This is a genomic window from Burkholderia sp. BCC0419, from assembly GCF_902830285.1.
In the GTDB taxonomy this organism is placed as follows: Bacteria; Pseudomonadota; Gammaproteobacteria; order Burkholderiales; family Burkholderiaceae; genus Burkholderia.
The window spans coordinates 2,378,622-2,401,896 of record NZ_CADESR010000001.1 but is presented as its reverse complement, the minus strand read 5'-3'; the positions used below and the strand labels follow the sequence as shown (position 1 = coordinate 2,401,896).

Below are 23,275 nucleotides of genomic sequence, written 5' to 3'. Positions count from 1 at the left end.
AAAAACATCGAGTGACTCCCAACGCATCCGGAGGTCGCTTTACCAGAGCCGACGTCGTTGAACGTTGCGGACGACCGCGATGCGATCGGCGTCGATCCGCACGCGGTTTTCATGCCCTCGATGGCGGTTCTGCGGGGAAAAGTACTGGTGGCCGACGCCGGTAATGGGCTTTCCATCAATGGTCGCGGTCGTGCTGCCCTCCAGCGTTCGGCGCACATGCACGAGTTCCGGCACGAAGCGCTGTTCGAGCGTCATTTCCTGAAGGTGGTTGTGCTCCAGGCGTCGAGCAACTCGCCCTATCCCAAGCGTTGGCGGAATTCGAGCAGCTTGTTTGGAAGGTCTGTCTATGGCATGACCAGACCGTGCGACCATAATATCGGAGGACACTAAAAAAACGCCCTGCCACAACGAGGGGAGTGGCAGGGGCTGTGAACGCACCGTTCAGGCACGAGGTGAAGGTGCGCCACAAATATAAAAGCAGTTATTGGGATGCTAGATAATTATGCGATTCTTCCTGCTATTGCCTCGCGTGGCGAGGTGGTCTGATTTTGAGGGGCGATTAATCCTCGACATCGTCACGATGGACCGTTAGGTGTCAATCACCGTGGGCGGTATCGATAGAAAATCTCCGGGAAACGAAGCGGTTCACAAGAAGATTTCACATACCGGCAGGTTCCGCCCAGCAGAAATGCGACACCGTCGAAATTCGCGCAGTCAGTGCTGAAGTCGATCCTCGATACCGGGCCCCATCAATCGTTCACATTCTCGCAGCTCTTCGGGCCGTCGCCCCAGCTCTTTCCTCCTCCGTTCGTACATTGTCGCTTGGTGTATTGCTCGGGCAACTGACCTTTCGGCAGCTTTCCGTCGGCAGGGCAATTGTGATGAAAATAGCAGAAGGATTTTTCGGCGGCGCCGGCTTCACCGTTGAAAACAAGGCAGGCCATCAAGGTCGGAAAGAGAGTCTTGGCAATGGTGCGCATATCGATTATCCCGGGTGAAAAATAATGGGTAACAAGATAGGCGCCGTTGAGGCACCTATCTCTCACATAACAATGGCGCGCAGCCATTTAGTTATCGTATTCGAGCAAAATCCCGGATCGCGCCGGTTGCGCAGCAATGATTCTTTCCGCCACATTATTTTCGACAGCCACTTGCTGGCCGTATGTGACGTTGAGCTTGATCGTGTTGCCGTCCATGTATGCGTTGACAGTCGCGAGATTCTGCCCGCTGGGATAGGACAGCTGTAGCGGACCCACGACGACATTGCTCGAAATCACTTCGCCGAGGACGAGTGAATTGAACAAGCCGACCCAATAAGTCGGTGTCACCTGGAACTGAGCCGATGCGCCGCTGACCACGCCCTTCTTGAACACCGATCCCTGACCGCTCATGCCGATGCCAAGGTTCGCGAGATTGGTCGACTTGTTATTGATCAGGACGGAATCTGCCGGTACGGAGCCGGACCCCGGCACCAATTGCTGCACGTTATCTTTGAAAATGCAGTCCCATGACGTTCCCAATTCCGTCTTCAACGTCTGACTGGCTTTGTAGACTCCGATACCACCGATCTGCTGGTAATTGGCAATGGCGACGTTGTAGAAAATATCCCACGTTACACCGCTGGCGCCACTTTGAGGGACGGTCGTTTGCTTCCACGACACGCTCTCCAATCCAATGGAACTCGGCAGGGTCTGATATACAGCCATAGTCCAGGTCTGCTTGGTATCGTTGTTGAAATCAACGTAATAAGAAGTCATTTTCGGTCTCCGCGATGGAAGATGGATTTTGTGTCTCACCGCACTCGGTTCATGGATGGCTTGATCTTTTACATAAACGCCTCCGTAATCTGAGATTGAAGATCCAATACTCTTGGCCGGCAAAATCCACGGCGCCCGGGATTAGGGTTGTATGTTTTTAGCAAGCATCCAGCGCTCGTGCCCGGACTGTTGTTTGCCGGCAATAGGTCTTTCCGCCCCCGTTGGCGGCTGCCGGAGATTTTGGTGAAATTTCTAAAAAAATTTTTAAAAAAGAAGTGCCGGAATGATTTTCAGATGGCAGAAAATAATCCAATCCGTACGTCCCCGTCAGATCATCTTAGGAAATTTCCTTAAATAAAGTGCGGTAAATGCTTTATCGTTTACCCTAGGCGTCAATTTTCTGATTTTATATTTAATTAAATTGAATTTTTCTATTTTTGTAATAGAGGATGTTTTTATCAGCACTGAGCGTTGTAGTTTCGGTTTCGGATCTGAGTGCCGATCGCGGTGAATATTCGGTAAATGAAATTACGGCTACCGTTGCCGCTCTGCTGCAAATTGCCCGTTCCGCTTGCGCGGGGTGTTGTTACATAGCGCGTCGGGAGACTGGTAAGGGGAGAGCGTGCCCCGCGGCAAAGAGGTGCGGATTGAATTGATTCATGAGCACGCATCTGATGCTGGGGGAACCAAGTTCTTGGTTGCCGCGCAAAGACGGTTGGAGGAGCGCGGCGTTGAGTTCGTTGCAGGAAATCTATCCAGGGCTATTGAAGGGGCGCCGCCGGGGCGCCGCCGAAGTGTATCTGCGATGCGCTCGACGATTGCTTCGAAGGTCCGCGCCAGAGCGTTGCGAGAGACCGCAGTGGGCGGGTAACGGCTCGTCCCCGAAAAGGCGGGCGTAGGTCTTGGCGTCGCTTTATGCGCCGAACCTTGTCAGACAGGGCGCAGGCACTGTTGCACCATCGGGGTGATGATTGCAGGTGCCGCGGTGGGTTGCGTGCTCATGTGACCGGGAAGTGCTTTGGAACCCGAATTGCCCAGCGCGGCCCTGACGAGCAGGCGAGAAGCGCGCCTTTCGGCCAGGAAGAGGGGTTGGCGGCACGCTGGCACGCTACACGTCTCCGCATCGCTTGGTGGCCGACGCGCACGGCGCATGCGACGGCCGCAAGCGATCACCCATCCACCGGCTGCACCGGCGTCTCGAGCTTCAACTGATAGAACGCCGCATCGAGCCAGCGGCCGAACTTGAATCCCGCCTCCGCGATCGTTCCCGCGTGCACGAATCCCAGTTTCGTATGCAGCGCGATGCTCCCGGCATTGGTCGCATCGATGCAACCGACCACCACGTGCACCTGCGCTTCGCGCGCACGCCGGACCACTTCGCGCAGCAGCAGTTCGCCGAGCCCGCGACCGCGCTGGTCGTTGCGCACGTAGATGCTGTGTTCGACCGTGTACTTGAACGCCGGAAACGCGCGGAACGTACCCCAGCTCGCGAAGCCGAGCAGCGTGCCCGCTGCGTCGACGGCGCCAATGACCGGAAAGCCGCCCGCGCGCTTCGTCGCGAACCACGCGACCATCGCTTCCGGCGGGCGCGGCCGGTAGTCGTACAGCGCGGTCGAGTTCGCGATCGCATCGTTCAGGATCTCGAGAATAGCCGCTGCGTGTTCGGCCTCGCTGCAATCGATCAGGCGCAGGTCGTCGCGCTGTGTCGGGGAATTCATCAGAATTTGCTCCGAGAAACCCCGCCATTGATGGCGGGAAGGAAAGGAGTGCTGTTGACAGGCAGCTTCTTCCACGGGTTAGGATCACCTGCATGATCCTTGTCTACCGCTACCGGGTGAAGTCGCTCAACGGACTGCTCAACAAGCAGAGCCGTGCGGTGAACTACGTCTGGAACTTCTGCAATGACACGCAGAAGCACGCGCTCAAGTGGGGCAAGAAGTGGCCTACAGGATTCGACCTGAACGTGCTGACGACCGGCAGCAGCAAGGAACTCGGGATCCATTCCGGCACGATCAACGCGACGTGCGAGCAATATGCGAAGTCGCGCAGTCAGCACCGTCGGCCCTACTTGCGCTATCGCGGCAGGAAATCGCTGGGCTGGGTGCCGCTGAAGGGCCGTGACCTGAAGCGCGAAGGCGAAGCGTTTCGCTTTGCCGGCAACACCTTTCGCGTGTTCAACAGCCGGCCGCTTCCCGAAGGCAAGATCAAGGACGGGACCAACTTTGCGCAGGATGCACGCGGCAACTGGTTTCTCAACATCGTGATCGAGATGCCGGATGTTCAGGCTCGCGCGGTCTGTTCTGGTGTGGGCATCGATCTCGGCCTGAAAGACTTCGCCACACTTTCGACCGGCGAGAAGTTGCCCAATGACCGATTCGGCCGACGCGCGGCCGAAAAGCTGGCGAAAGCGCAACGGGCGCGAAAGCACAAGCGACATATCGCGAAGCTGCACGCCAAGGTCGCGAATGCCCGTGCCGATTTCCAGCATAAGCTCGCGCTCGATCTGGTGCGGTGCTTCGATTACATCGCGGTCGGCAACGTGTCGGCTGTCAAACTCGCCAGAACCAGGATGGCGAAGAGCGTTTACGACGCATCCTGGTCGTCCTTCCGAAACAAGCTCCGCTACAAAGCGATGGCGCACGGGGTCACGTTCGAGGAAGTCGACGAAAGCGGTTCCACCCAGTCCTGTTCGTCGTGCGGGTCGCAAGACAGCACGACGCGGCCGAAAGGTATCGCGGGACTGCGAGTAAGAGAATGGGCCTGCAGTGGATGTGGTGTCATGCATGATCGTGATATCAACGCTGCGCTGAACATTCTCCGATGCGGACGTGCATCGCCAGGTGTGGGAATCCTCCGCCTTTAGGCGTAGGAGGACGTCAAACGGGTTCCTTCCTGTTGGCTCTAAACCGGTTGTGTACGCGACGCGCGCATCACGCGCTCCGCACGCCGGCGGCGGATGCATCGCAGATCGCGACGACATAGCGCGCGGCATGCGACGACGGATTGCTGAAGACCAGCGGCTGGTCGAGCCGCATGGCCAGGCAGTCGCCTTCGCGAAGTTCGTGAAGCGCATCGCCCAACGTGACGTCGACGCGCCCGCTGATGATCCACACCTGCTGATGCAGCGCGCTTTCGCGCCCGCCGCTGTCGTACGCGACGCGCGCGCCGGGCGGGAAATCGACCTCGACGAGCTGGATCGGCGACGGCCAGCCGGCCGGCGACAGGTTGCGCCGCACATAGCCGGACGCCGGGTCGCGCCATTCGGCCTGCTGCGCGCGCCGTGCGAGCGGCTGGGCGGGCGCGTCGTCCCGGTCGCCGCCGAACAGCCCGGCCAGCGACACGCCGAGGCCGGCCGCGAGCTTGTCGAGCACGACGGCCGTCGGGCTGGCCGACGCGCGTTCGATGAGCGAGATCATCGAACGACTGACGCCGGACCGCGCGGCCAGCGCGTCGAGCGTGTAGCCTCGAACGGTGCGCAAATCGCGCACGCGCCGGGCAATGCGCTCGTTGATGCCGGTGTCGTCGGCCGCGGTGATCGCTGATTCTTTCATGATGGATTTATTTTCCAGCAAACTGGAATTCGATGTCAACGGCATTTCCTGCGGGTCGTCGACCAAGGGCCGGGGGCGAACGACTTGCCCGCTCATCGTGCGCGGCGTAATATACGAAACAGCTACGTTTCGTTTAATTGGGGATATATGGGCATCATCAAGATTTCCGAGCACATGCACGAACGGCTGCGCTCGACGAGCACGGCGCTGAGCCGTTCGATCAACGCGCAGGCCGAACACTGGCTGCGCGTCGGAATGCTGGCGGAACTCAATCCGGCGCTGTCCTACGGCGACATCTGCAAGATGTTGATCGAGGCCGAGGCGCGTGGCGGCGACGTGGGGCCGGCGGAACCGGTCGCGCAGCACATCGAGCAGGTGGCGTAATGGCGAAACGCGAAATCCCGATCCGCGGTGCCGCGGAAATCGCCAAGTCGCGCGAAGCCGCGAAGCTCGCGTCGCAGGTGCTGACGATGATCACCGAGTACGTGAAGCCGGGCGTCACCACCGACGAGCTGGATGCGCGCTGCCGCGAGTACATCGTCGACGCGTTGGGCGCGATTCCCGCGAACATCGGCTACCACGGCTATCCGAAGACGCTGTGCACGTCGGTCAACCACGTGGTCTGTCACGGCATTCCGACGTCGCGGCCGATGCGCGACGGCGACATCGTGAACCTCGACATCGCGGTGATCAAGGACGGCTGGTTCGGCGATACGAGCCGCATGTATTTCGTCGGCGAACCGAACGAACTCGCGCGGCGGCTCGTCGCGGCGACCTACGAGGCGATGCACGCCGGCATCCGCGCGGTGCGGCCCGGCGCGACGCTCGGCGACGTCGGCTATGCGATTCAGCAGGTCGCCCATCGCGAAGGGTTCAGTGTGGTGCGCGAGTATTGCGGGCACGGCATCGGCGACGTCTATCACGACGAGCCGCAGGTGCTGCACTACGGTCGCCCGGGCACTGGCCTGCCGCTGCGGCCGGGGATGATCTTCACGATCGAGCCGATGCTGAACGCGGGCAAGCGCGATACGCACGTGCTGGCCGACGGCTGGACGGTCGTCACGAAGGACCATTCGCTGTCCGCGCAATGGGAGCACATGGTCGTGGTGACGGAAACGGGCTTCGAGGTGCTGACCGAGGACGCGAAGCCGCAGGCGTTCGCGGCGCTTTCCGGCACGCACGCGGCCTGACGGCGGGGGTGCGCTGCATACGACGGCGCGGCGTTGTAATGAAACGGGCCCCTTTGCGGGGCCCGTGTCGCTTGCGGCGGCCAGCGCTGCGACGCTCAACCGCGCGCTTTTTCCCACGCGTGTTCGACGAACACGCGGCACAGCGCTTCCATTCCCTGGCGGTCTTCGTCGTCGAAGCGCGCGGCGACCGGGCTGTCGACGTCCCACACGCCGATCAGCGTGCCGTCGCCGGCCACCAGCGGCACGACGATTTCCGATTCCGACGCCGCATCGCACGCGATATGGCCGGGGAAGTCGTGCACGTCGCGCACGACCTGCGTCTCGCGCGTCTGCGCGGCCGTGCCGCACACGCCCCTGCCGAGCGCGATCCGTACGCACGCGGGCTTGCCCTGGAACGGCCCGACCACGAGCTCGGCGCCGTCGAAGAAGTAGAAACCCGCCCAGTTCAGGCGATCGAGCGAGTGATAGACGAGCGCGGAGAAATTCGCGGCATTCGCGGTCAGGTCGCGTTCGGATTCGACGAGCGCGCGTGCCTGCTCGACGAGCGTCGCATAGAGTTCGGCCTTGGAGGCGTGAGGGTCGTTGGACAGCGTGAACATGGCTGAATTGCCTGAAATGCGATAAGGGTTGGGAAAAGCGGGTTGCGAAAAGCGCGATGCGCGTCCCGCAGTCTACGGCACGCGCGGGAGGTCTGCAGCGTCTGGTTCGCGGGGCGCCGTGCGGCGGCACGCGCTGCGAAGGCGCCTGCGCTGCCGCTCAGTCGGGTTCGAGTTCGGCGAACCGCTCGGCCAGAAAGTCGAGCAGCGCCCGCACCGCCGGCAGCAGCCCGCGGCGCGACGCGAACACCGCGTGCACGATTTCGCGGCGCGGCGCCCAGTCGGGCAGCACCGTGACCAGTTCACCGCGCGAAACCTCGTCGCGCACCATCATCGTCGGCAACTGCACGACGCCGACGCCTGCGACGGCCGCCGCGCGCAGCGCGAGCATGCCGCCCGTCACGAAGCGCGGCTGGTGATGGATTTCCGCGTGTGCGCCGTCCGGCCCGCGCAGCCGCCACACGTGCGTGGACTGCGGCACGCCGTGGTCGAGGCTCGGCAAGCGCGCGAGATCGGCGGGAACGGCCGGTACACCGTGCTCGCGCAGCAGCGCGGGGCTCGCGACGAGGCACTGGCCGCGCTCGGCGAGCACGCGCAGCGCGAGATCGCTGTCCTCGAGCGGCGGCGGGCGCACGCGGATCGCGACGTCGATCCCTTCGCCGACCACGTCGACGCGCCGGTTGGTCGCTTCCAGATGGATCTCGACGCGCGGGCACGCGGCCATGAATGCGGCGATCATCGTGCCGACCAGCGAATCGAGCAGCACGATCGGGCAACTGACGCGCACGATGCCGCGCGGCTCCTCGTGCAGCAGCGCGATCGCCTCGTCGGCGGCGTCGGCCTCGACGAGCATCGCGCGGCAATGCGCGTAATAGGTCTGGCCGACGTCGGTGACCGTGAAGCGGCGCGTCGAACGCTGGATCAGCCGCATCCCGAGCCGTGCCTCGAGCAGCGCGATGCGGCGGCTCAGCTTCGATTTCGGCATGTCCAGCGCGCGCCCGGCCGGCGCGAAGCCGCCGTGTTCGACGACCTGCACGAAGTAGTAGAGATCGTTCAGATCCCGCGCTTTATCGTTCATGAAATGGAACGCTGAGTGCGATTTCGGCAGTCTACCGGATCGATCGTTCCATCTCTATATTGTCATTCATGGATGCGAAACACGGGTTTCGCCGCAATATGGAGAAGGGCAATGAAGAAGATCCAGGGTGTGTACAGTGCGCCTCGCGGCCATTGGGTCGGCGACGGTTTCCCGGTGCGTTCGATGTTCAGCTACCAGTCTCACGGCACGCACCTGAGCCCGTTCCTGCTGCTCGATTACGCGGGCCCGGCGACGTTCGAACCGACGACCGCGCCGCGCGGTGTCGGCCAGCATCCGCACCGCGGGTTCGAAACGGTGACGATCGTCTATGACGGCGAAGTCGCGCACCGCGACTCGACCGGCGCGGGCGGCACGATCGGCCCGGGCGACGTGCAGTGGATGACGGCCGCGAGCGGGATCCTGCACGAGGAATTCCACTCGGAGGCGTTCACGAAGCGGGGCGGCCCGCTCGAGATGGTGCAGCTGTGGGTGAACCTGCCCGCCGCGGACAAGATGGGCGCGCCCGGCTACCAGACGCTGCTGAACGCCGATATCCCGGTGGTCGAGCTGCCGGACGGCGCGGGACGGGCGCGGATCATCGCCGGTGAACTCGACGGGCGGCGCGGCCCGGCCCGCACGCACACGCCGATCGACGTGTGGGACGTGCGGCTCGTGGCGGGCGGCCATGCGCGGTTTCCGGTCGCCGAAGGGCGGACGCTCGCGGTGGTCGTGCTGAGCGGCACCGTGCAGGTGAACGGCGAGACGGTGGCCCGCGAAGCGCAGTTCGTGCAACTCGGCCGCGACGGCAGCGACGTCGAGATCGAAGCGAACGGCGACGCGAAGCTGCTGATCCTGAGCGGCGAGCCGATCGACGAGCCGGTCGTCGGTTACGGCCCGTTCGTGATGAACTCGCAAGCGGAGATTCGTACCGCGATCGAGGACTTCAACAGCGGCCGCTTCGGCCAGATGCAGGCATGACGGCATGATGAGCAGGCCCCGCGCGATGCGGGGCCTTTTTTTCGCGCGCGGGCAGGCGGTCGCGCGCGATGCGCGCTTCGAGGCATAATCGACGGTTGCCGCGCGCCGGTCGGCGCGCCCGAATCAGGACCGGACATGAACGCATCCGCACCCGCCGCATCCCCGAGCACCGCCGATCTCGACTGGCGCTGGAAACCCTTCGACGCGCTGACGGCGCGCGAAATCTATTCGATCCTCGAAGCGCGTAGCGCGGTATTCGTCGTCGAACAGAACTGCGTGTATCGCGACATCGACGATGCGGACCAGGCCGCGTGGCACCTGGCGGCCTTCGACCCGGCCGGCCGCCTGGCCGGCTATCTGCGCGTGCTGCTGCCGGACGCGCAGCACATTGACGTGCGCATCGGCCGCGTGCTAACGACCGCCGCGTTTCGCGGCGCGGGCCTCGGCAACGGGCTGCTGTCGCGTGCGCTCGAGCATATCCGCGCGCAATGGCCGGATACGCCGGTGAGCCTGCATGCGCAGGCTCACTTGCAGCGTTTCTACGGGGCATTCGGCTTCACGCCGAGTTCGGACGTGCACGACGAGGATGGCATCCCGCACGTGTGGATGAGCAGCGCGCGCGCGTGACGCGCGCGGCGCTGCGCGGCAGTCAGTGCGCGGCGCGTGCGACCGGCGGTTTGCCCGCGCGCTGCGCGACCCGTTCGCCGATCAGGCGCCCGCGCGCGGACAGCCGCAGCCAGTGCCGCAGCGCGATCAGCGCGCCGATCACGCTCATCATCGAGCCGGGAATCCACAGCAGCAGGCCGCCGATCTGCTGATCGCGCAGCGGGCTCAGCCACGTGAACGCACGGCCGCAGATCGAGTAGATCGGATACAGCTCGTGCGGCGTGAAGAAGATCAGCGCGCCGAGCGCGATCTGCGGCGGGATCGCCGCGACGACGATCAGGATCCGGCGGCCCGGCGACAGCCGCGCGGGCGGCGCGGGACGCGGATCGACGACGAGCCACCAGAACAGCAGCCCGTCGATCACCATGCTCCAGTTCATCACGCGATACAGACGCCAGTCGAGCATCGCGATGAAGTGGATCGGCGACAGCAGCCAGAAATAGATCAGCCCGACGAACAGCACGACGGCGACGACCGGATGGAACACCACGTCGAGCGTCGCGCGCACCGGCGCCCATGCGAGCGCGGGGCGCACGAAGCGCTGCCGCCAGCCGAACGGAATGCCTGCGCGGATCGCCGCGCCCGGATAGGACAGCGCGACGAAGAACGGCCCGAGGTGATGCAGCACGAGATGCTGCGCGCGGTGCATGAAGAATTCGTGCTCGAAGAAGTAGTCGAGCCGCGTATGCAGCGCGATGTAGAGCGCCGTCAGCCCGAACCAGAACGAGAACTGCCGCAGCGGCGACACCTTCGCCTTCTTCACGCCGCGCGCGAACAGCACGGCGGCCGTCAGCACCGCGATGACCACGGTCGGCGACGGTTCCCACGGATCGAGCCAGTACAGGAGGTTCATCGCGCGCGCATCACTTCGCCTGGGCCGGCGATTTCACGGCGAACGGCGCATCGACCGTTTCGCCGTCGGAGAATTTCAGGCGCAGGTGCACGGTGTCGCCCGGCTTGATCGCGTGCTTCGGCTCCTCGAGCATGAAGTGATAGCCGCCCGGCGCGATGTCGACCTTGCCGCGTGCGGGGATCGTCAGCTTGTCGACCATCTCCATCTTCTGCGTCGAGCCGTTCGATACCGTCTGGTGCAGCATGGCCATCCCGTAGTCGGGGCTGTCGACGTCGACGAGGTCGATCGGCTTGTCGCCGGTGTTCACGAGCGTCACGTAGCCGCCCGCGGGCAGCTTGTTCGGCAGCCAGCGCACCCACGCGTTCTGCGCGCTGACCGCACCGGCGGCATAGGCATGGGCGCCGGCGCACAGCGCGGCGACGAGGGCGAACGTCTTGAGGGTCGTTTTCGTTTTCGTGTTCATGTTCATGTTCATGGCGGAATTCAGGTCGTGGAGGCAGTGTCGATGATCCGGCGCACATCGGCGGCGATGGCGTCGGGCGAATCGCGATCGGTCGCGAGCAGGCGCGCGCGGCCGCTCGCGTCGAAGATGTAGACGGCCGAGCTGTGCGTCACTTCGTAGCCGCCGGACGGATCGCGTTTTTCCATCTGATACGCGACGCGATAGCGCTTCGCGAGCGATTCGATCTGGCCGTCGGTGCCGGTCAGGCCGCGCGCATGCGCGGCGTCGAACGCGGCGACATAGGACTGCATCGCCTGCGGCGTGTCGCGCGCGGGATCGACCGATACGAACAGGATGCGCACGTTGTCCGCCTGCGGGCCGAGCTTCGCCAGCACTTCCATCAGCCGCGCCAGCGTTTCGGGGCAGACATCGGGGCAGTGCGTGTAGCCGAAGTAGACGAGCGCGACGCGGCCGCGGAACGCATCGGCGTCGACGGGATGGCCGTCGCCGCCCGTCAGCTTGAACGACAGGTCGGGCAGGTGGCCGGTGACGTTGGTCAGGTTCCAGCGCGGCTCGTCGTGCGTACACGCGGCGAGCGCCACGGCGGCGGCGAGGGCCGCGGCCGTGCGGATGAGGCGGGAGAGGCGAGACGGCATCCTGGGGCTCGATCGGACTAAATGGTAGCCGGCCGGCGCGATGCCATGCGTCGCGCGGCAGGCGGTTGCGACTGTAGCGCAATTCGCGCGCCTGCGTCCTTTCGAAACCGGTACGGGGCGGACGAGCGGGGCAATATGTCGCAGTTGACGCGGCGGGTGGCGCGAGGTCCGCGCTGTCCCGGTTTCGCCCATCTGGGGGCGCAGGCGCGGTAAGATGCGCACAACTCCATTCGCGCAGCGGCGGCGGGCATTGCCGGCCGACCCTCAGACTATCGAATCGATGCAATCCGTTCCGGCTTCCCTGTCCCTGACCGATACCGCGTTCTTCTTCGACTTCGACGGCACGCTCGTCGAACTGGCGCCGACGCCCGACAGCATTCACGTGCCGCCGTCGCTGCTGGCGCTGCTCGACGAGTTGTCGCGCCGCTCGCACGGCGCGGTGGCGATCGTATCCGGGCGCGGCATCGACAACCTCGACACGTTCCTGAAGATGCCCGGCCTGCCGATCGCCGGCCTGCACGGCGCGGAGCGCCGCGATGCGAACGGCGACACGCAGCGCATCGGCTTCAACGACGAACGCCTGCTGCGCATCGAGCGCGAGCTCGCGGGCGTGGTCGACCGCCATCCGGGCATGCTGCTCGAGATCAAGGGTGCGGCCGTCGCGCTGCATTTCCGCAATGCGCCCGAGCGCGAGGCGGTGGCGCGCGAAGCGGCCGAGCGCCTCGTCGCCGACTATGCGGACGCGTACGTGCTGCAACCCGGCAAGATGGTGTTCGAGATCAAGCCGAAGGGCGTCGACAAGGGCCGCGCGCTGGCCGCGTTCCTCGACGAGCCGCCCTTTGCGGGCCGCGTGCCGCTGTTCGCGGGCGACGACCTGACCGACGAGAAGGGCTTCGCGGTGGTCAACGCACGCGGCGGCCTGTCGATCAAGGTCGGCGCGGGCGAGACGTCCGCGCGCATGCGGCTCGATTCGGTCGACGCACTGCATGAGCAGATCGCATGCTGGCTCGGTGCGGGGCAGCCGCACGCATGAGCCGGCTCATCATCGTTTCAAACCGCGTCGCGCCGATTTCGGAAGGCGAACCGGCGGCGGGCGGCCTCGCGATCGGCGTCTATGACGCGCTGAAGGAAACCGGCGGCATGTGGTTCGGCTGGAGCGGCGAAGTGGTCGCGTCCGGCGCACCGCAGCCGCAGATCCGCATCGAGGAGCGCGGGCCCGTGACGTTCGCGACCGTCGGGCTGTCGCGCCGCGATTACGACCAGTATTACCGCGGTTTCTCCAACGCGACGCTGTGGCCCGCGTTCCATTACCGCGCGGACCTGATCCAGTACGATCGCCACGAATTCGACGGCTATCGTCGCGTCAACGTCTGGCTTGCGCAGCAGCTCGTGCCGCTGCTGCAGGACGACGACGTGATCTGGGTGCACGACTATCACCTGATTCCGTTTGCGCGCGCGCTGCGCGACGCCGGCGTGAAGAACCGCATCGGCTTCTTCCTGCACATCCCGTTTCCGGCCGCACAGGTGCTCGTCAACGTGCCACCGCACCGCGAGCTCGTCGAGTCGCTGTGCGCGTTCGATCTGCTCGGCTTCCAGACCGAGCCCGACCTGCGCGCGTTCTGCGACTACGTCGAGTTCGAGGCGGACGGCGAGGTCGAGCACGACGGGCACACGGTGCGCGTACGCGCATTCGGCCAGACGCTGCGCGCGGCGGCCTATCCGATCGGCGTGTATCCGGACGAGATCGCGTCGCTCGCGCAGGCGGGCGAGCACGGCAAGGCGGTGCGCACGCTCGCGACGTCGCTGCGCGGGCGGCAACTGATCATGAGCGTCGACCGGCTCGATTATTCGAAGGGGCTCGTCGAACGATTCCGTGCGTTCGAGAAGCTGCTCGAGCACCAGGCGTCGATCCGCAACCGCGTATCGTTCCTGCAGATCGCGCCGTCGACGCGTGCGGACCTGCGTGCGTACCAGGACATCCGCCTGCAGCTCGAAGCGGAGTCGGGGCGCATCAACGGGCGCTACGCGGAGCTCGACTGGGCGCCGATCCTCTACATTCACCGGCAGTACGACCGGCAACTGCTGGCCGCGCTGTACCGGCTCGCGCGCGTGGGCTTCGTGACGCCGCTGCGCGACGGGATGAACCTCGTCGCGAAGGAGTACGTGTCCGCGCAGAATCCGGACGATCCGGGCGTGCTGGTGCTGTCGCGCTTCGCGGGCGCCGCGCGCGAGTTGACGGGCGCGCTGATCGTCAATCCGATCGACATCGACGGGATGGCCGATGCGTTGTCGCAGGCGCTGACGATGCCACTCGCCGAGCGGCGCGCGCGCTACGCGGACATGATCGCGCAGCTTCGCGAGAACAACGTGTCGGTGTGGCGGGACAATTTCCTGCGCGATCTGCAGCAACTCTGAATTATTGCTCGCGGTGCAATTGAAAAAGCCGCCGTGCGAGAAGCACGGCGGCTTTTTTGTCGGCGGGATGCCGGCGCGTCAGGCCACGCGTTCGCCGGTCGGCGTGTTGCCGTCCGGGGCCGCATGATGGCGGCCGTGCTGCTTCGCGAGCAGGTCGCGGTACAGGCCGGGACGGCTGCGCAGCACGTCCGGCGGGCCGTCGTCGATCACCTTGCCGTTGCTCATCACGATGATGCGGTCGAAGTTGCGCAGCGTCGACAGGCGGTGCGCGATCGCGATCACCGTGCGGCCGACCATCAGGCGGTCGAGCGCGCTCTGGATCGCTTCCTCGGACGCGCTGTCGAGCGCCGACGTCGCTTCGTCGAGCAGCAGGATCGGCGCATCCTTCAGGATCGCGCGCGCGATCGCGATGCGCTGGCGCTGGCCGCCCGACAGCTTGACGCCGCGGTCGCCGACGATCGTGTCATAGCCTTCCGGCATCGCCTCGATGAACTCCGCGCAGCGCGCGTCGCGTGCGGCGGCGAGCACTTGGTCGCGGGTCGCGTCGGGGCGGCCGTACGCGATGTTGTCGTAGATCGTCCGGTGCAGCAGCGAGATGTCCTGCGGCACCAGCGCGATCGCGTGGCGCAGGCTGTCCTGCGTGATGCCCTTCACGTCCTGGCCGTCGACCTTCACGACGCCGTCCTGCGTGTCGTAGAAGCGCTGCAGCAGCGCGAGCACGGTCGACTTGCCGGCGCCCGACTTGCCGATCAGGCCGACGCGCTGGCCCGGCTCGATATGCAGGTCGAAGTGGTCGAGGATCGCGCGGCGGTGCGGGTACGCGAACGTCACGCGTTCGAAATCGACGCGGCCGCCCTTGGCCGACAGCGGTTGCGCATCCGAGCGGTCCAGCATCCCGTGCGGTTCGAGCAGCGTCTTCACCGCTTCGGACAGGCGCGCGACGTGCTGCGTGACGTCGACGAGCGCGACCGCGAGATCGCGCGTGCCGTGCAGGATCGTGAAGCCGAGCGAGCTGACGAGCACGATGTCGCCGGACGTCGCGCGGCCCTGGTCCCACAGCCACAGCGCCCAGCCGAGCAGGCCGGCGGACAGCATCGCGGTGATCACCGCGTGCAGCAGGCGCAGCTTCTCGAGATAGAGCAGGCTTTGCTGGCGCGCGTCCATCTCGGCCTTCACCGTTGCGCTGAAGCGCTTCTGTTCGCGCAGCGTCATCCCGAACGCGCGCACGAGGCCCATGTTGCCGATCACGTCGACGAGCTCGCCGTCGACTGCCGCGGCCTTCGCCGCGAATGCGTGGTGGCGCGCCGAGCCGCGGCCGGCGAGCTTGAACAGGATGATGGACAGCACGGCCGAACAGCCGAGCAGGCCGGCCGCCATCAGCGGATTGACGACGATGATCATCAGGATCGCGCCCATCACTGCGATGCACGGCGGCAGCACGTTCCACGCCATCGTGTTCTCCGACGTGTAGACCGCATTCGACGTGGCCGTGATGCGGCTGGCGAGCGTGCCCGGCTGCTTCTCCGAGTAATACGTCGGCGAATGGCCGATCAGGTACTGGAACAGGTCGCGCCGCAGGTCGCCAGTGACCGCGACGAACGTGTGCGCGGCGACCCAGCCGCCGACGCGCCATAGCAGGTTGTCGGCCGCGATCAGCCCGACGAGCAGCGCGAACGCGCTCCACAGCGGGCCGGGGTGATGGCGTCCGGTTGCCAGCACGTCGATCAGGTGCTTGATCGCATATTGCGAGCCGAGCGCGCAGCCGACGGCGGCCAGCACGCTGCAGAGCACGATCAGGTGCGCGGCGGGGTGGAGGCGGATGTAGCGGAACAGGAACGCGATCGGCCGATGCGCGTAGCTCGACAGCTTCGCGTTGTGGGCGTTGCGCTGGGCGGGGGTAAGAGAGTCCAAAATATGCGTGCGGTGATTCGGTGATTGAGCGTCGCGGCTGGATCGCAGGCCGGCGTTCGCTCGGACTGAATAATCCGGCATTGTAAACAAGGCTGCGCGTGGCGCTGCGCGAATCTTGCCTTGGCCAGGGGCTCGCGTTCGATTTTGAGATAAAATCCGGCATCCCGTCCTGCCTCGTGTGCCGGAATCACGCTGCCGGCAGCTGCGGGTTAACAAGGATCGCCAAAACGGCCTTCCACTCTAGAACGGACGCCCGAGTCCGCGGGTTGCAAAGTGTTGCGCCTTTGTAACAAAGTAAAGTGTTTGAAATGTCGTGCGCCGTATCGGGATTAACCCTAGATAATCGGCTCCGGGTTCGATTCCAGGTTTTTTACGAACCCCTGTCAACGGGTCTTCGTTTCAAACGTTCTATGCCTGTCGCGTCGCCGACGCTCCTTGAGCAGCGCGGGTTTCGACGCTCCCGGCAGGCTGATTCGTCCGATGTTCGGACGACATGCATCCAGCCCGGACCGCCGGCAGGTTGCCGACCCATACCTGGTTTTTTGCCGATTTTTTAGGAGTTACGCATGCGAATCGCCCAAATCGCTCCGTTGCATGAAGCGGTGCCCCCGAAACTGTACGGCGGCACCGAGCGAGTGGTGTCCTATCTCACCGAAGCACTCGTCGAGATGGGGCATGACGTCACGCTCTTCGCGAGCGGCGATTCGCAAACCTCCGCGAAGCTCGAAGCGTGCTGGCCGCAGGCGCTGCGCCTCGACCCGACCATCCGCGACGTGATGGCCCCGCACATGCTGCTCCTCGAGCAGGTGCGCCGCCGCGCGGAAGAGTTCGATGTCCTGCACTGCCACATCGACTACTACCCGTTCTCGCTGTTCTCGCGCCAGCCGGTTCCGCATCTGACGACGATGCACGGCCGTCTCGACCTGCCGGAACTGCAGCCGATCTTCAATGCATTCAGCGACGTGCCGGTCGTGTCGATCTCCGACAACCAGCGCATCCCGCTGCCGCAGGCGAACTGGCTGTCGACCGTCTACCACGGCCTGCCGGAAAACCTGCTGACGCCGATCCCGAACGTGAAGCCGAGCTACCTCGCGTTCCTCGGCCGCATCTCGCCGGAGAAGCGCGTCGACACGGCGATCCGCATCGCCGAGCAGGCCGGCCTGCCGATCAAGATCGCCGCGAAGCTCGACAAGGCCGACCGCGCGTACTACGAAGAGAAGATCAAGCCGCTGTTCGCGCTGCCGCACGTCGAGTACATCGGCGAAATCAGCGAGTCGGAAAAGACCGAATTCCTCGGCAACGCGCATGCGCTGCTGTTCCCGATCGACTGGCCGGAGCCTTTCGGCCTGGTGATGATCGAGGCGATGGCCTGCGGCACGCCGGTGATCGCGTTCAAGCGCGGCTCGGTGCCGGAAGTGATCGACAACGGCGTGTCGGGTTTCGTCGTCGAAGACGAACTGTCGGCCGTCGCCGCGCTCAAGCGTCTCGATACGCTGCCGCGCGAGAAGGTTCGCGCCGCGTTCGAAGCCCGTTTCTCGTCGAAGGTGATGGCGCAGAACTACGTGAAGGGCTACGAGGAACTGCTGCGCCAGAAGCGCCGCACGGTGCTCCGCGAAGTCAACGCAAGCTGATTGCGGGCCGCCGCCGCGTGGCGGCGCGCGACCGTCACGACGCCCCGTCCGGGTTTTCCGGCGGGGCGTTGTCACATCTGCGGCGCGGATCTGTTGTATTCTCGCCGCGCCCGGCGCTGCGAACGGCCTCCGAAGCGGCCCGGCACGCCATCCGGCCATCTGTCCAGACGGTAATGTCCCTATAATGGCCGTGCCGTGAAATCCGGCCCGGTACGAATATCCAGAGGAGAGCAGTCTTGGCGAGAACGAAAACCACGCGCGCAGCGCCGGCCCCCGGCGCCGGCGTGATCTTCGCGTTGCGCGCGATCGGTCTCGTGCTGCTCGCGCGCTGGCTGTTCTCGATGTCCCAGATGGGCTATCGCTCGTCGCTGTCGGCGATGGTGTCGTCGCCGTGGGCATTCATCTACCTGATCCTGATCTTCCTGCTGCTCGCGCTGCCGGGCGCCGCCGCACGGGCCGAGCGGCCGTTCCATCCGCTGCCGCAGTGGCTGCGCCAGGCGCTGCGCGTGTTCGCGCTGATCGGTTTCCTGTTCGCCGTGTGGTCGATCGGCGCGTTCACGTGGGCGGCCGGCTGGCGCCGCGCGCTGCATGCGGTGACGGCGACCAACGGCTGGCTCGTCGCCGCGCCGGCGCTGTACGCGGCGATCGTGTGGATCTGCCGGCCGCGGCCGCTGTGGCGGACCAACGTGGCCGCGCGCCGCTTCGCGGTCGGCCGGTATGCGATTTCGCTCGACGTGCTGACGCGCACCGCGATCGTCTGGATGGAAAGCCGCAAGGTCGGCCAGTACGACGCGCGCGAACTGTCGGTGCGCTGGCCCGGCCGCGCGGCGCTCGCCGCGGGCGAGCAGGGCGCGCAGCCGGCGGTCGTGCCGCCGCGCCGCGGCAGCCTGTTCAATCGACCGAAGGCGGAACTGCTGTGGGATTCTCCGGCGGCGGTCGGCCACAACCGGCAGATCGTGATGCGCACGCCGCTCGCGACCGAAGGCGACCGCGTCGCCGTGCTCGCGCTCGACGCGGCGCTCAAGCAGATCGTCTGATACGGCCCGCACCGGTTGCGGGCGACAAGGAGGCGCGATGATCGCCCGTTGGTTGCTGGCTGCCATTCACCTGAGTGCGTTCGGCGTCGCGTTTGCCGCGATCGCGGGGCGTAACCGCGCGTTGCGCCGGCTCATCGCGTCGGCGCAGGCGGCCGATTTGCCCGGCGTGTTCAAGGCCGATGCGGTCTGGGGGCTGTCGGCGCTCGTGCTGATCGCGACGGGTCTCGCGCGTGCATTCGGCGGGTTCGAGAAAGGGACCGCGTACTACCTGCACGAACCGCTCTTTCACCTGAAGATGACCGCGCTCGTGCTGATCCTGCTGCTCGAGATCGTGCCGATGCTGGGGCTGATCCGCTGGCGCGCTGCCGCGCGGCGGCAGCAGATGCCCGATATCGGCCGTGCGCGGACTTATGTGCGGATCGGCCACTGGCAGGCGGTGCTGGTGATCGTCATCGTGTTCGTCGCGTCGGGGATGGCGCGGGGGATAGGGGCGCCCGGCTAGGGACGCCCGGTTAGGGGCGCCCGGCTAGGGGCGCCCGGCTAGGGGCGGCCACGTAGGCCCGCATGGCGACAACCATCCGGATCCCGCTCCACTCACAAGGCGCTTTCGAGCCCGGCGCCAGCCGGACCGGCCGCGCACGGCATCATGCCTGCCGATTCCCGTCCGACCGGGCGGTTTCGCCGCCCGGCTCGCCCGGTGCTCAGCGCACGAGGCAGGGGCGCTTGTTGTTGAACGTCCAGCCCGGGATCAGATACTGCATTGCCGCCGCGTCGTCGCGGGCGCCGAGGCCGTGCTGCTTGTACAGCTCGTGCGCGAGCGCGACCGCATCCATGTCGATGTCGATGCCGAGCCCCGGCCGCTTCGGCACTTCCACCAGCCCGTTCTCGATCTTCAGCGGCTCGCGCGTCAGCCGTTCGCCGTCCTGCCAGATCCAGTGCGTATCGATCGCGGTGACCTGGCCCGGCGCCGCGGCCGCGACGTGCGTGAACATCGCGAGCGACACGTCGAAGTGGTTGTTCGAATGCGAACCCCACGTGAGGCCCCAGTCGCGGCACATCTGCGCGACCCGCACCGACCCCTGCATCGTCCAGAAGTGCGGATCGGCGAGCGGGATGTCGACGGCGTGCAACTGCACCGCATGGCCCATCTGCCGCCAGTCGGTCGCGATCATGTTGGTCGCCGTCGGCAGCCCCGTCGCGCGGCGGAATTCGGCCATCACCTCGCGGCCCGAGTAACCGTTCTCGGCGCCGCACGGATCTTCCGCATACGCGAGCACGTGATGCTGGTCGCGGCACAGCCGCACGGCCTCGTCGAGCGACCATGCGCCGTTCGGATCGAGCGTCACGCGCGCGTCGGGGAAGCGCTCGGCGAGCGCCGTCACGGCTTCGATCTCGCTTGCCCCCACGAATACGCCGCCCTTCAGCTTGAAGTCGTTGAAGCCGTAGCGCGCATGCGCGGCTTCGGCGAGCCGCACGACGGCTTCGGGCGTCAGCGCGGCTTCGTCGCGCACGCGCGTCCAGTCGTCGGTCGCGCCGCGGCCGTCGCGATAGGGGAGCGCGGTCTTCGTGCGGTCGCCGATGTAGAACAGATAGCCGAGCATCTCGACGCGCTCGCGCTGCTGGCCTTCGCCGAGCAGAGCGGCGACCGGCACGCCCAGATGCTGGCCGAGCAGGTCGAGCAGCGCGGCTTCGAGCGCGGTGACCGCGTGGATCGTCGTGCGCAGGTCGAAGGTCTGCAGCCCGCGGCCGCTCGCGTCGCGGTCGGCGAAGGTGCGCCGCACGTCGTTGAGCACCGCATGATAGTTGCCGACCGGCTGGCCGACGACGAGCGCGCGCGCATCGTCGAGCGTGCGGCGGATGCTTTCGCCGCCGGGCACTTCGCCGACGCCCGTGCGGCCCGCGCTGTCCTTCAGGATCACGAGGTTGCGGGTGAAGAACGGGCCGTGCGCGCCGCTCAGGTTGAGCAGCATGCTGTCGTGGCCGGCGACCGGAATCGCTTGCAGGTCGACGATGCGCGGCGTGTCGTGGGAGGGCGGGGCTGTGACGGCGTTCATGGGCGGCGATGGCGAAAGAGTGGGCGATGCCGTGCGGCAAAAGCTTTGCCGCGCGCGGCGGGAGGTGCGATCATTCGACAACCGACGTGCGCGGCGCGCAAGCCCCGCAGGTCGACGCAACCCGAAACGGGGTGGAAGCGACAACCGGGCCAGCGGAGCGCAGAACGCGAACGCGGGTCGATCGTCACGCACGGGACCGGGCGGTGCTGAACAGCCGACCCGAGTCGACAGGAGATCCGTGCACCGATCATCAGTCGTCGGATGACTTGTGACGCAGTATAATGAATCATCGGCTTTCGCTCAAACCCCGCGTAAACCCTCGGCTCACATTACGATCATTCAAAAAGGAACCGGCCACATGTCCGTGCCTACGCTTCCCGCAGCGCCGCGCCGTCGCGCACGCAGCCTCGCACAAGATGTCGTCGACGCGCTGACCGCGCAGATCGAAAACGGCACGCTGCGTCCCGGCGACAAGCTGCCGACCGAAACCGAAGTCATGGCGGCGCAGGGCGTGAGCCGCACGGTCGTGCGCGAGGCGATCTCGCGGATGCAGGCGAGCGGCCTCGTCGAGACGCGCCACGGCATCGGCAGCTTCGTGCTGGAGCCGTCGCGCCGCCAGACGCTCGGCATCGATCCCGCGACGATCACGACGCTGCGCGACGTGCTCGCGGTGCTGGAGCTGCGCATCAGTCTCGAAAGCGAGTGCGCGAGCCTCGCCGCGCAGCGCGCGAACGATACCGACCTCGCCGCGCTGCGGCGCGCGCTCGACGCGATCGCGACGGGCGCGGGCGGCGGCCGCGACACCGCGCAGCTCGACTTCCAGTTCCACCTGCAGATCGCGCAATCCACCGGCAACCGCTATTTCGTCGACATCATGACGCAGCTCGGCACGTCGATCATCCCGCGCACGCGCGTGAACTCGGCGCGCTTTGCCGGCGACGACCTCGAGCGCTACGTCGGCCGGCTGAACCATGAGCACGAGGACATTTACGAGGCGATCGCGCGCCACGACCCGGAAGCCGCCCGCGCCGCGATGCGCACGCACCTCACGAACAGCCGCGAGCGGCTGCGCCGCGCGCACGAGGCAGCCGAGGCCGAGGCCGGCTGACCGTTGCGTCGCGGAGCCCGCGTGGCGGCGGGCCCGGTCGAATCGCTTCAACATCAGTCGTCATACGAGATCGATGTAACCGCTTCGGTCTCCGCGGCCAGACGGCGTTTCCGCCGCCGGCCGTCCGCATCGCCGATCAGCCTCCCTTCGTCACGATCGTCTTCCACGCGCCGCTCTTCACCTGGTACAGCGTCGACATCCCGCTCTTCAGCGAGCCGTCGTTCGCGAACGAGATGCGGCCGGTCACGCCTTCGAAGTCGATCTTCTTGAGCGCCGGGCGATAGACCTTCGGGTCGGTCGAACCGGCCGCCTGCATCGCCTTGATCGCGGCCCACGCCGCGTCATAGCCGAACTGCGCATACGACAGCACGTCGACGCCGAAGCGCTTCTTGAAGCGCGCCTCGAAATCCTTCCCCTTCGGCAGCTCGTCGAGCGGCTGGCCGTATTCCCACGCCATCGCGCCTTCGGCGGCCGGGCCCGCGATCTTGATGAACTCGTTGTCCTTCACGCCGCCGCCGCCGACGAACTGCGCGTTCAGCCCGAGCTGGCGCATCTGCTTGATGAAGTTCGCGGCGAGCGAATCGAGGCCGCCGAAGAAGATCAGGTCGGGGTTCTTGCCCTTCAGGCTCGTGATCTGCGCGCGGAAATCGACCGCCTGGTTGCTGGTGAACTCGCGGCCGATGAGGTTGCCGCCGGCGGCTTTCACGGCCTTCTCGAATTCGTCGGCCTCGCCCTGGCCGAACGCGGTGCGGTCGTCGATGATCGCGATGCGCTTCGCCTTCGTCACGTCGACTGCGTACTTGCCCGCGTTGCCGGCGTTCTGGCCGTCGGTCGCGATCACCATGAACATGTTCGCGAGCCCGCGCGACGTGAGCGTGGGGTTGGTCGCGGCCGGGTCGATCACCGGAATGCCGGCCTTGTCGTAGACCACCGACGCCGGGATCGTCGTCCCCGAGTTGAAGTGACCGACCACCACCGACACGTTCTGGTCGACCAGCGCCTGCGCGGCCTGCACGCCGATGCGCGGGTCGGCCTGGTCGTCCTGCACGACGAGATTGAAGTGGGCAGGCTTGCCGGCGATCTGCACCTTCTGCGCGGCCGCATCGTCGAGCGCGAGCTGTACGCCGTTTTGCAGATCCTTGCCGTAGCCGGCGTTCACGCCCGTGAGCGGCGCGGCGAAGCCGACCTTCACGTCGGTTGCGTCGGCGGCCTGGGCGGCCTGTTGCGAGAGGAGGGCAAGCGCGGATGCAATCGACACGGACAGCAGGGAATGACGGAATTTCATGTTGTTCCTCTTGTTCGACACCTGCGAGTGGGTACCGCACGCGTTCGGGCGGGCCGGGCGCGTGCGA

Annotated in this window: 24 protein-coding genes; 11 read left to right on the top strand and 13 right to left on the bottom strand. The window is 65.8% G+C overall.

Annotated features, from left to right (window positions below):
• Positions 1-39: 39 nt before the first annotated feature.
• From HWW87_RS10665 to HWW87_RS10650, 4 genes are all read right to left on the bottom strand, one after another.
• The gene (locus HWW87_RS10665) at positions 40-255 is read right to left on the bottom strand and encodes a hypothetical protein (protein ID WP_244107178.1); all 216 of its coding nucleotides are present in this window, start codon (positions 253-255) and stop codon (positions 40-42) included.
• 494 nt (positions 256-749) lie between these two features.
• Positions 750-1,067 carry a hypothetical protein gene (locus tag HWW87_RS10660; RefSeq protein WP_244107177.1) on the bottom strand — a complete coding sequence of 106 codons (318 nt, stop codon included), beginning with the start codon at positions 1,065-1,067 and terminating at the stop codon, positions 750-752.
• On the bottom strand, positions 1,068-1,757 hold the full coding sequence (locus HWW87_RS10655; protein WP_174387218.1) for a hypothetical protein: 690 nt from the start codon (positions 1,755-1,757) through the stop codon (positions 1,068-1,070).
• Positions 1,758-2,926: 1,169 nt separating this feature from the next.
• Entirely contained in the window at positions 2,927-3,475 is a 549-nt protein-coding gene (locus HWW87_RS10650) for a GNAT family N-acetyltransferase (RefSeq protein WP_175820710.1), read from the bottom strand.
• Positions 3,476-3,567: 92 nt separating this feature from the next.
• Here HWW87_RS10650 and HWW87_RS10645 point away from each other — a divergent pair, with 92 nt between their 5' ends.
• Entirely contained in the window at positions 3,568-4,620 is a 1,053-nt protein-coding gene (locus HWW87_RS10645; protein ID WP_175820250.1) for an RNA-guided endonuclease TnpB family protein, read from the top strand.
• 67 nt (positions 4,621-4,687) lie between these two features.
• On the opposite strand, the gene HWW87_RS10640 is transcribed toward HWW87_RS10645, so the two are convergent.
• Positions 4,688-5,308, bottom strand: coding sequence for a helix-turn-helix domain-containing protein (locus HWW87_RS10640; RefSeq protein WP_175820249.1), 621 nt, complete (start codon positions 5,306-5,308; stop codon positions 4,688-4,690).
• Positions 5,309-5,455: 147 nt separating this feature from the next.
• Between HWW87_RS10640 and HWW87_RS10635 the strand changes: the two genes are divergently transcribed.
• Together HWW87_RS10635 and map are read left to right on the top strand one after the other, a co-directional pair.
• Positions 5,456-5,692, top strand: coding sequence for a ParD-like family protein (locus HWW87_RS10635; protein ID WP_027783949.1), 237 nt, complete (start codon positions 5,456-5,458; stop codon positions 5,690-5,692).
• Positions 5,692-6,498: a type I methionyl aminopeptidase gene (map, locus tag HWW87_RS10630; RefSeq protein WP_174390623.1), complete on the top strand. Its 807-nt coding sequence runs from the start codon at positions 5,692-5,694 to the stop codon at positions 6,496-6,498. Before HWW87_RS10635 ends, map begins: the two co-directional genes overlap by 1 nt.
• A gap of 95 nt (positions 6,499-6,593) precedes the next feature.
• Here map and HWW87_RS10625 read toward each other — a convergent pair whose 3' ends face one another.
• Both HWW87_RS10625 and HWW87_RS10620 read right to left on the bottom strand, forming a co-directional pair.
• The gene (locus HWW87_RS10625) at positions 6,594-7,097 is read right to left on the bottom strand and encodes a GAF domain-containing protein (RefSeq protein WP_175820248.1); all 504 of its coding nucleotides are present in this window, start codon (positions 7,095-7,097) and stop codon (positions 6,594-6,596) included.
• 157 nt (positions 7,098-7,254) lie between these two features.
• On the bottom strand, positions 7,255-8,172 hold the full coding sequence (locus HWW87_RS10620) for a LysR family transcriptional regulator (RefSeq protein ID WP_175820247.1): 918 nt from the start codon (positions 8,170-8,172) through the stop codon (positions 7,255-7,257).
• A gap of 111 nt (positions 8,173-8,283) precedes the next feature.
• Between HWW87_RS10620 and HWW87_RS10615 the strand changes: the two genes are divergently transcribed.
• Both HWW87_RS10615 and HWW87_RS10610 read left to right on the top strand, forming a co-directional pair.
• The gene (locus HWW87_RS10615) at positions 8,284-9,150 is read left to right on the top strand and encodes a pirin family protein (protein ID WP_175820246.1); all 867 of its coding nucleotides are present in this window, start codon (positions 8,284-8,286) and stop codon (positions 9,148-9,150) included.
• Positions 9,151-9,285: 135 nt separating this feature from the next.
• A complete protein-coding gene (locus tag HWW87_RS10610; RefSeq protein ID WP_175820245.1) occupies positions 9,286-9,777 on the top strand; it encodes a GNAT family N-acetyltransferase in 492 nt (163 codons plus the stop codon).
• Positions 9,778-9,799: 22 nt separating this feature from the next.
• Here the strand turns inward: HWW87_RS10610 and HWW87_RS10605 are convergent, their stop codons facing one another.
• The 3 genes from HWW87_RS10605 to HWW87_RS10595 are packed head-to-tail and all read right to left on the bottom strand — an operon-like array spanning position 9,800 to position 11,767.
• A complete protein-coding gene (locus HWW87_RS10605; RefSeq protein ID WP_175820244.1) occupies positions 9,800-10,669 on the bottom strand; it encodes a cytochrome c oxidase assembly protein in 870 nt (289 codons plus the stop codon).
• A gap of 10 nt (positions 10,670-10,679) precedes the next feature.
• Positions 10,680-11,132 carry a copper chaperone PCu(A)C gene (locus tag HWW87_RS10600; protein ID WP_175820243.1) on the bottom strand — a complete coding sequence of 151 codons (453 nt, stop codon included), beginning with the start codon at positions 11,130-11,132 and terminating at the stop codon, positions 10,680-10,682.
• Positions 11,133-11,152: 20 nt separating this feature from the next.
• Positions 11,153-11,767 carry an SCO family protein gene (locus HWW87_RS10595; RefSeq protein WP_175820242.1) on the bottom strand — a complete coding sequence of 205 codons (615 nt, stop codon included), beginning with the start codon at positions 11,765-11,767 and terminating at the stop codon, positions 11,153-11,155.
• Between the two features lie 280 nt (positions 11,768-12,047).
• Between HWW87_RS10595 and otsB the strand changes: the two genes are divergently transcribed.
• Positions 12,048-12,800 carry a trehalose-phosphatase gene (otsB, locus tag HWW87_RS10590; RefSeq protein ID WP_174390631.1) on the top strand — a complete coding sequence of 251 codons (753 nt, stop codon included), beginning with the start codon at positions 12,048-12,050 and terminating at the stop codon, positions 12,798-12,800.
• A complete protein-coding gene (otsA, locus tag HWW87_RS10585) occupies positions 12,797-14,182 on the top strand; it encodes an alpha,alpha-trehalose-phosphate synthase (UDP-forming) (protein ID WP_175820241.1) in 1,386 nt (461 codons plus the stop codon). Before otsB ends, otsA begins: the two co-directional genes overlap by 4 nt.
• 78 nt (positions 14,183-14,260) lie before the next feature.
• On the opposite strand, the gene HWW87_RS10580 is transcribed toward otsA, so the two are convergent.
• Positions 14,261-16,093 (bottom strand): ABC transporter ATP-binding protein, encoded by a 1,833-nt coding sequence (locus HWW87_RS10580; RefSeq protein ID WP_175820240.1) that lies wholly within the window; start codon positions 16,091-16,093, stop codon positions 14,261-14,263.
• Between the two features lie 566 nt (positions 16,094-16,659).
• Here HWW87_RS10580 and HWW87_RS10575 point away from each other — a divergent pair.
• From HWW87_RS10575 to HWW87_RS10565, 3 genes are all read left to right on the top strand, one after another.
• Positions 16,660-17,724, top strand: coding sequence for a glycosyltransferase family 4 protein (locus HWW87_RS10575; protein WP_006476459.1), 1,065 nt, complete (start codon positions 16,660-16,662; stop codon positions 17,722-17,724).
• A gap of 236 nt (positions 17,725-17,960) precedes the next feature.
• Positions 17,961-18,761 carry a hypothetical protein gene (locus HWW87_RS10570; RefSeq protein WP_175820239.1) on the top strand — a complete coding sequence of 267 codons (801 nt, stop codon included), beginning with the start codon at positions 17,961-17,963 and terminating at the stop codon, positions 18,759-18,761.
• Positions 18,762-18,798: 37 nt separating this feature from the next.
• Complete coding sequence (locus tag HWW87_RS10565) at positions 18,799-19,263, top strand: DUF2214 family protein (RefSeq protein WP_175820238.1); 465 nt, start codon at positions 18,799-18,801, stop codon at positions 19,261-19,263.
• Between the two features lie 199 nt (positions 19,264-19,462).
• Here the strand turns inward: HWW87_RS10565 and gudD are convergent, their stop codons facing one another.
• Positions 19,463-20,815, bottom strand: coding sequence for a glucarate dehydratase (gene gudD / locus HWW87_RS10560; protein WP_175820237.1), 1,353 nt, complete (start codon positions 20,813-20,815; stop codon positions 19,463-19,465).
• Between the two features lie 358 nt (positions 20,816-21,173).
• Between gudD and HWW87_RS10555 the strand changes: the two genes are divergently transcribed.
• The gene (locus HWW87_RS10555; protein WP_089467013.1) at positions 21,174-21,923 is read left to right on the top strand and encodes a FadR/GntR family transcriptional regulator; all 750 of its coding nucleotides are present in this window, start codon (positions 21,174-21,176) and stop codon (positions 21,921-21,923) included.
• Between the two features lie 136 nt (positions 21,924-22,059).
• Here HWW87_RS10555 and HWW87_RS10550 read toward each other — a convergent pair whose 3' ends face one another.
• Positions 22,060-23,208, bottom strand: coding sequence for a branched-chain amino acid ABC transporter substrate-binding protein (locus HWW87_RS10550; protein WP_175820236.1), 1,149 nt, complete (start codon positions 23,206-23,208; stop codon positions 22,060-22,062).
• Positions 23,209-23,275: the final 67 nt, after the last annotated feature.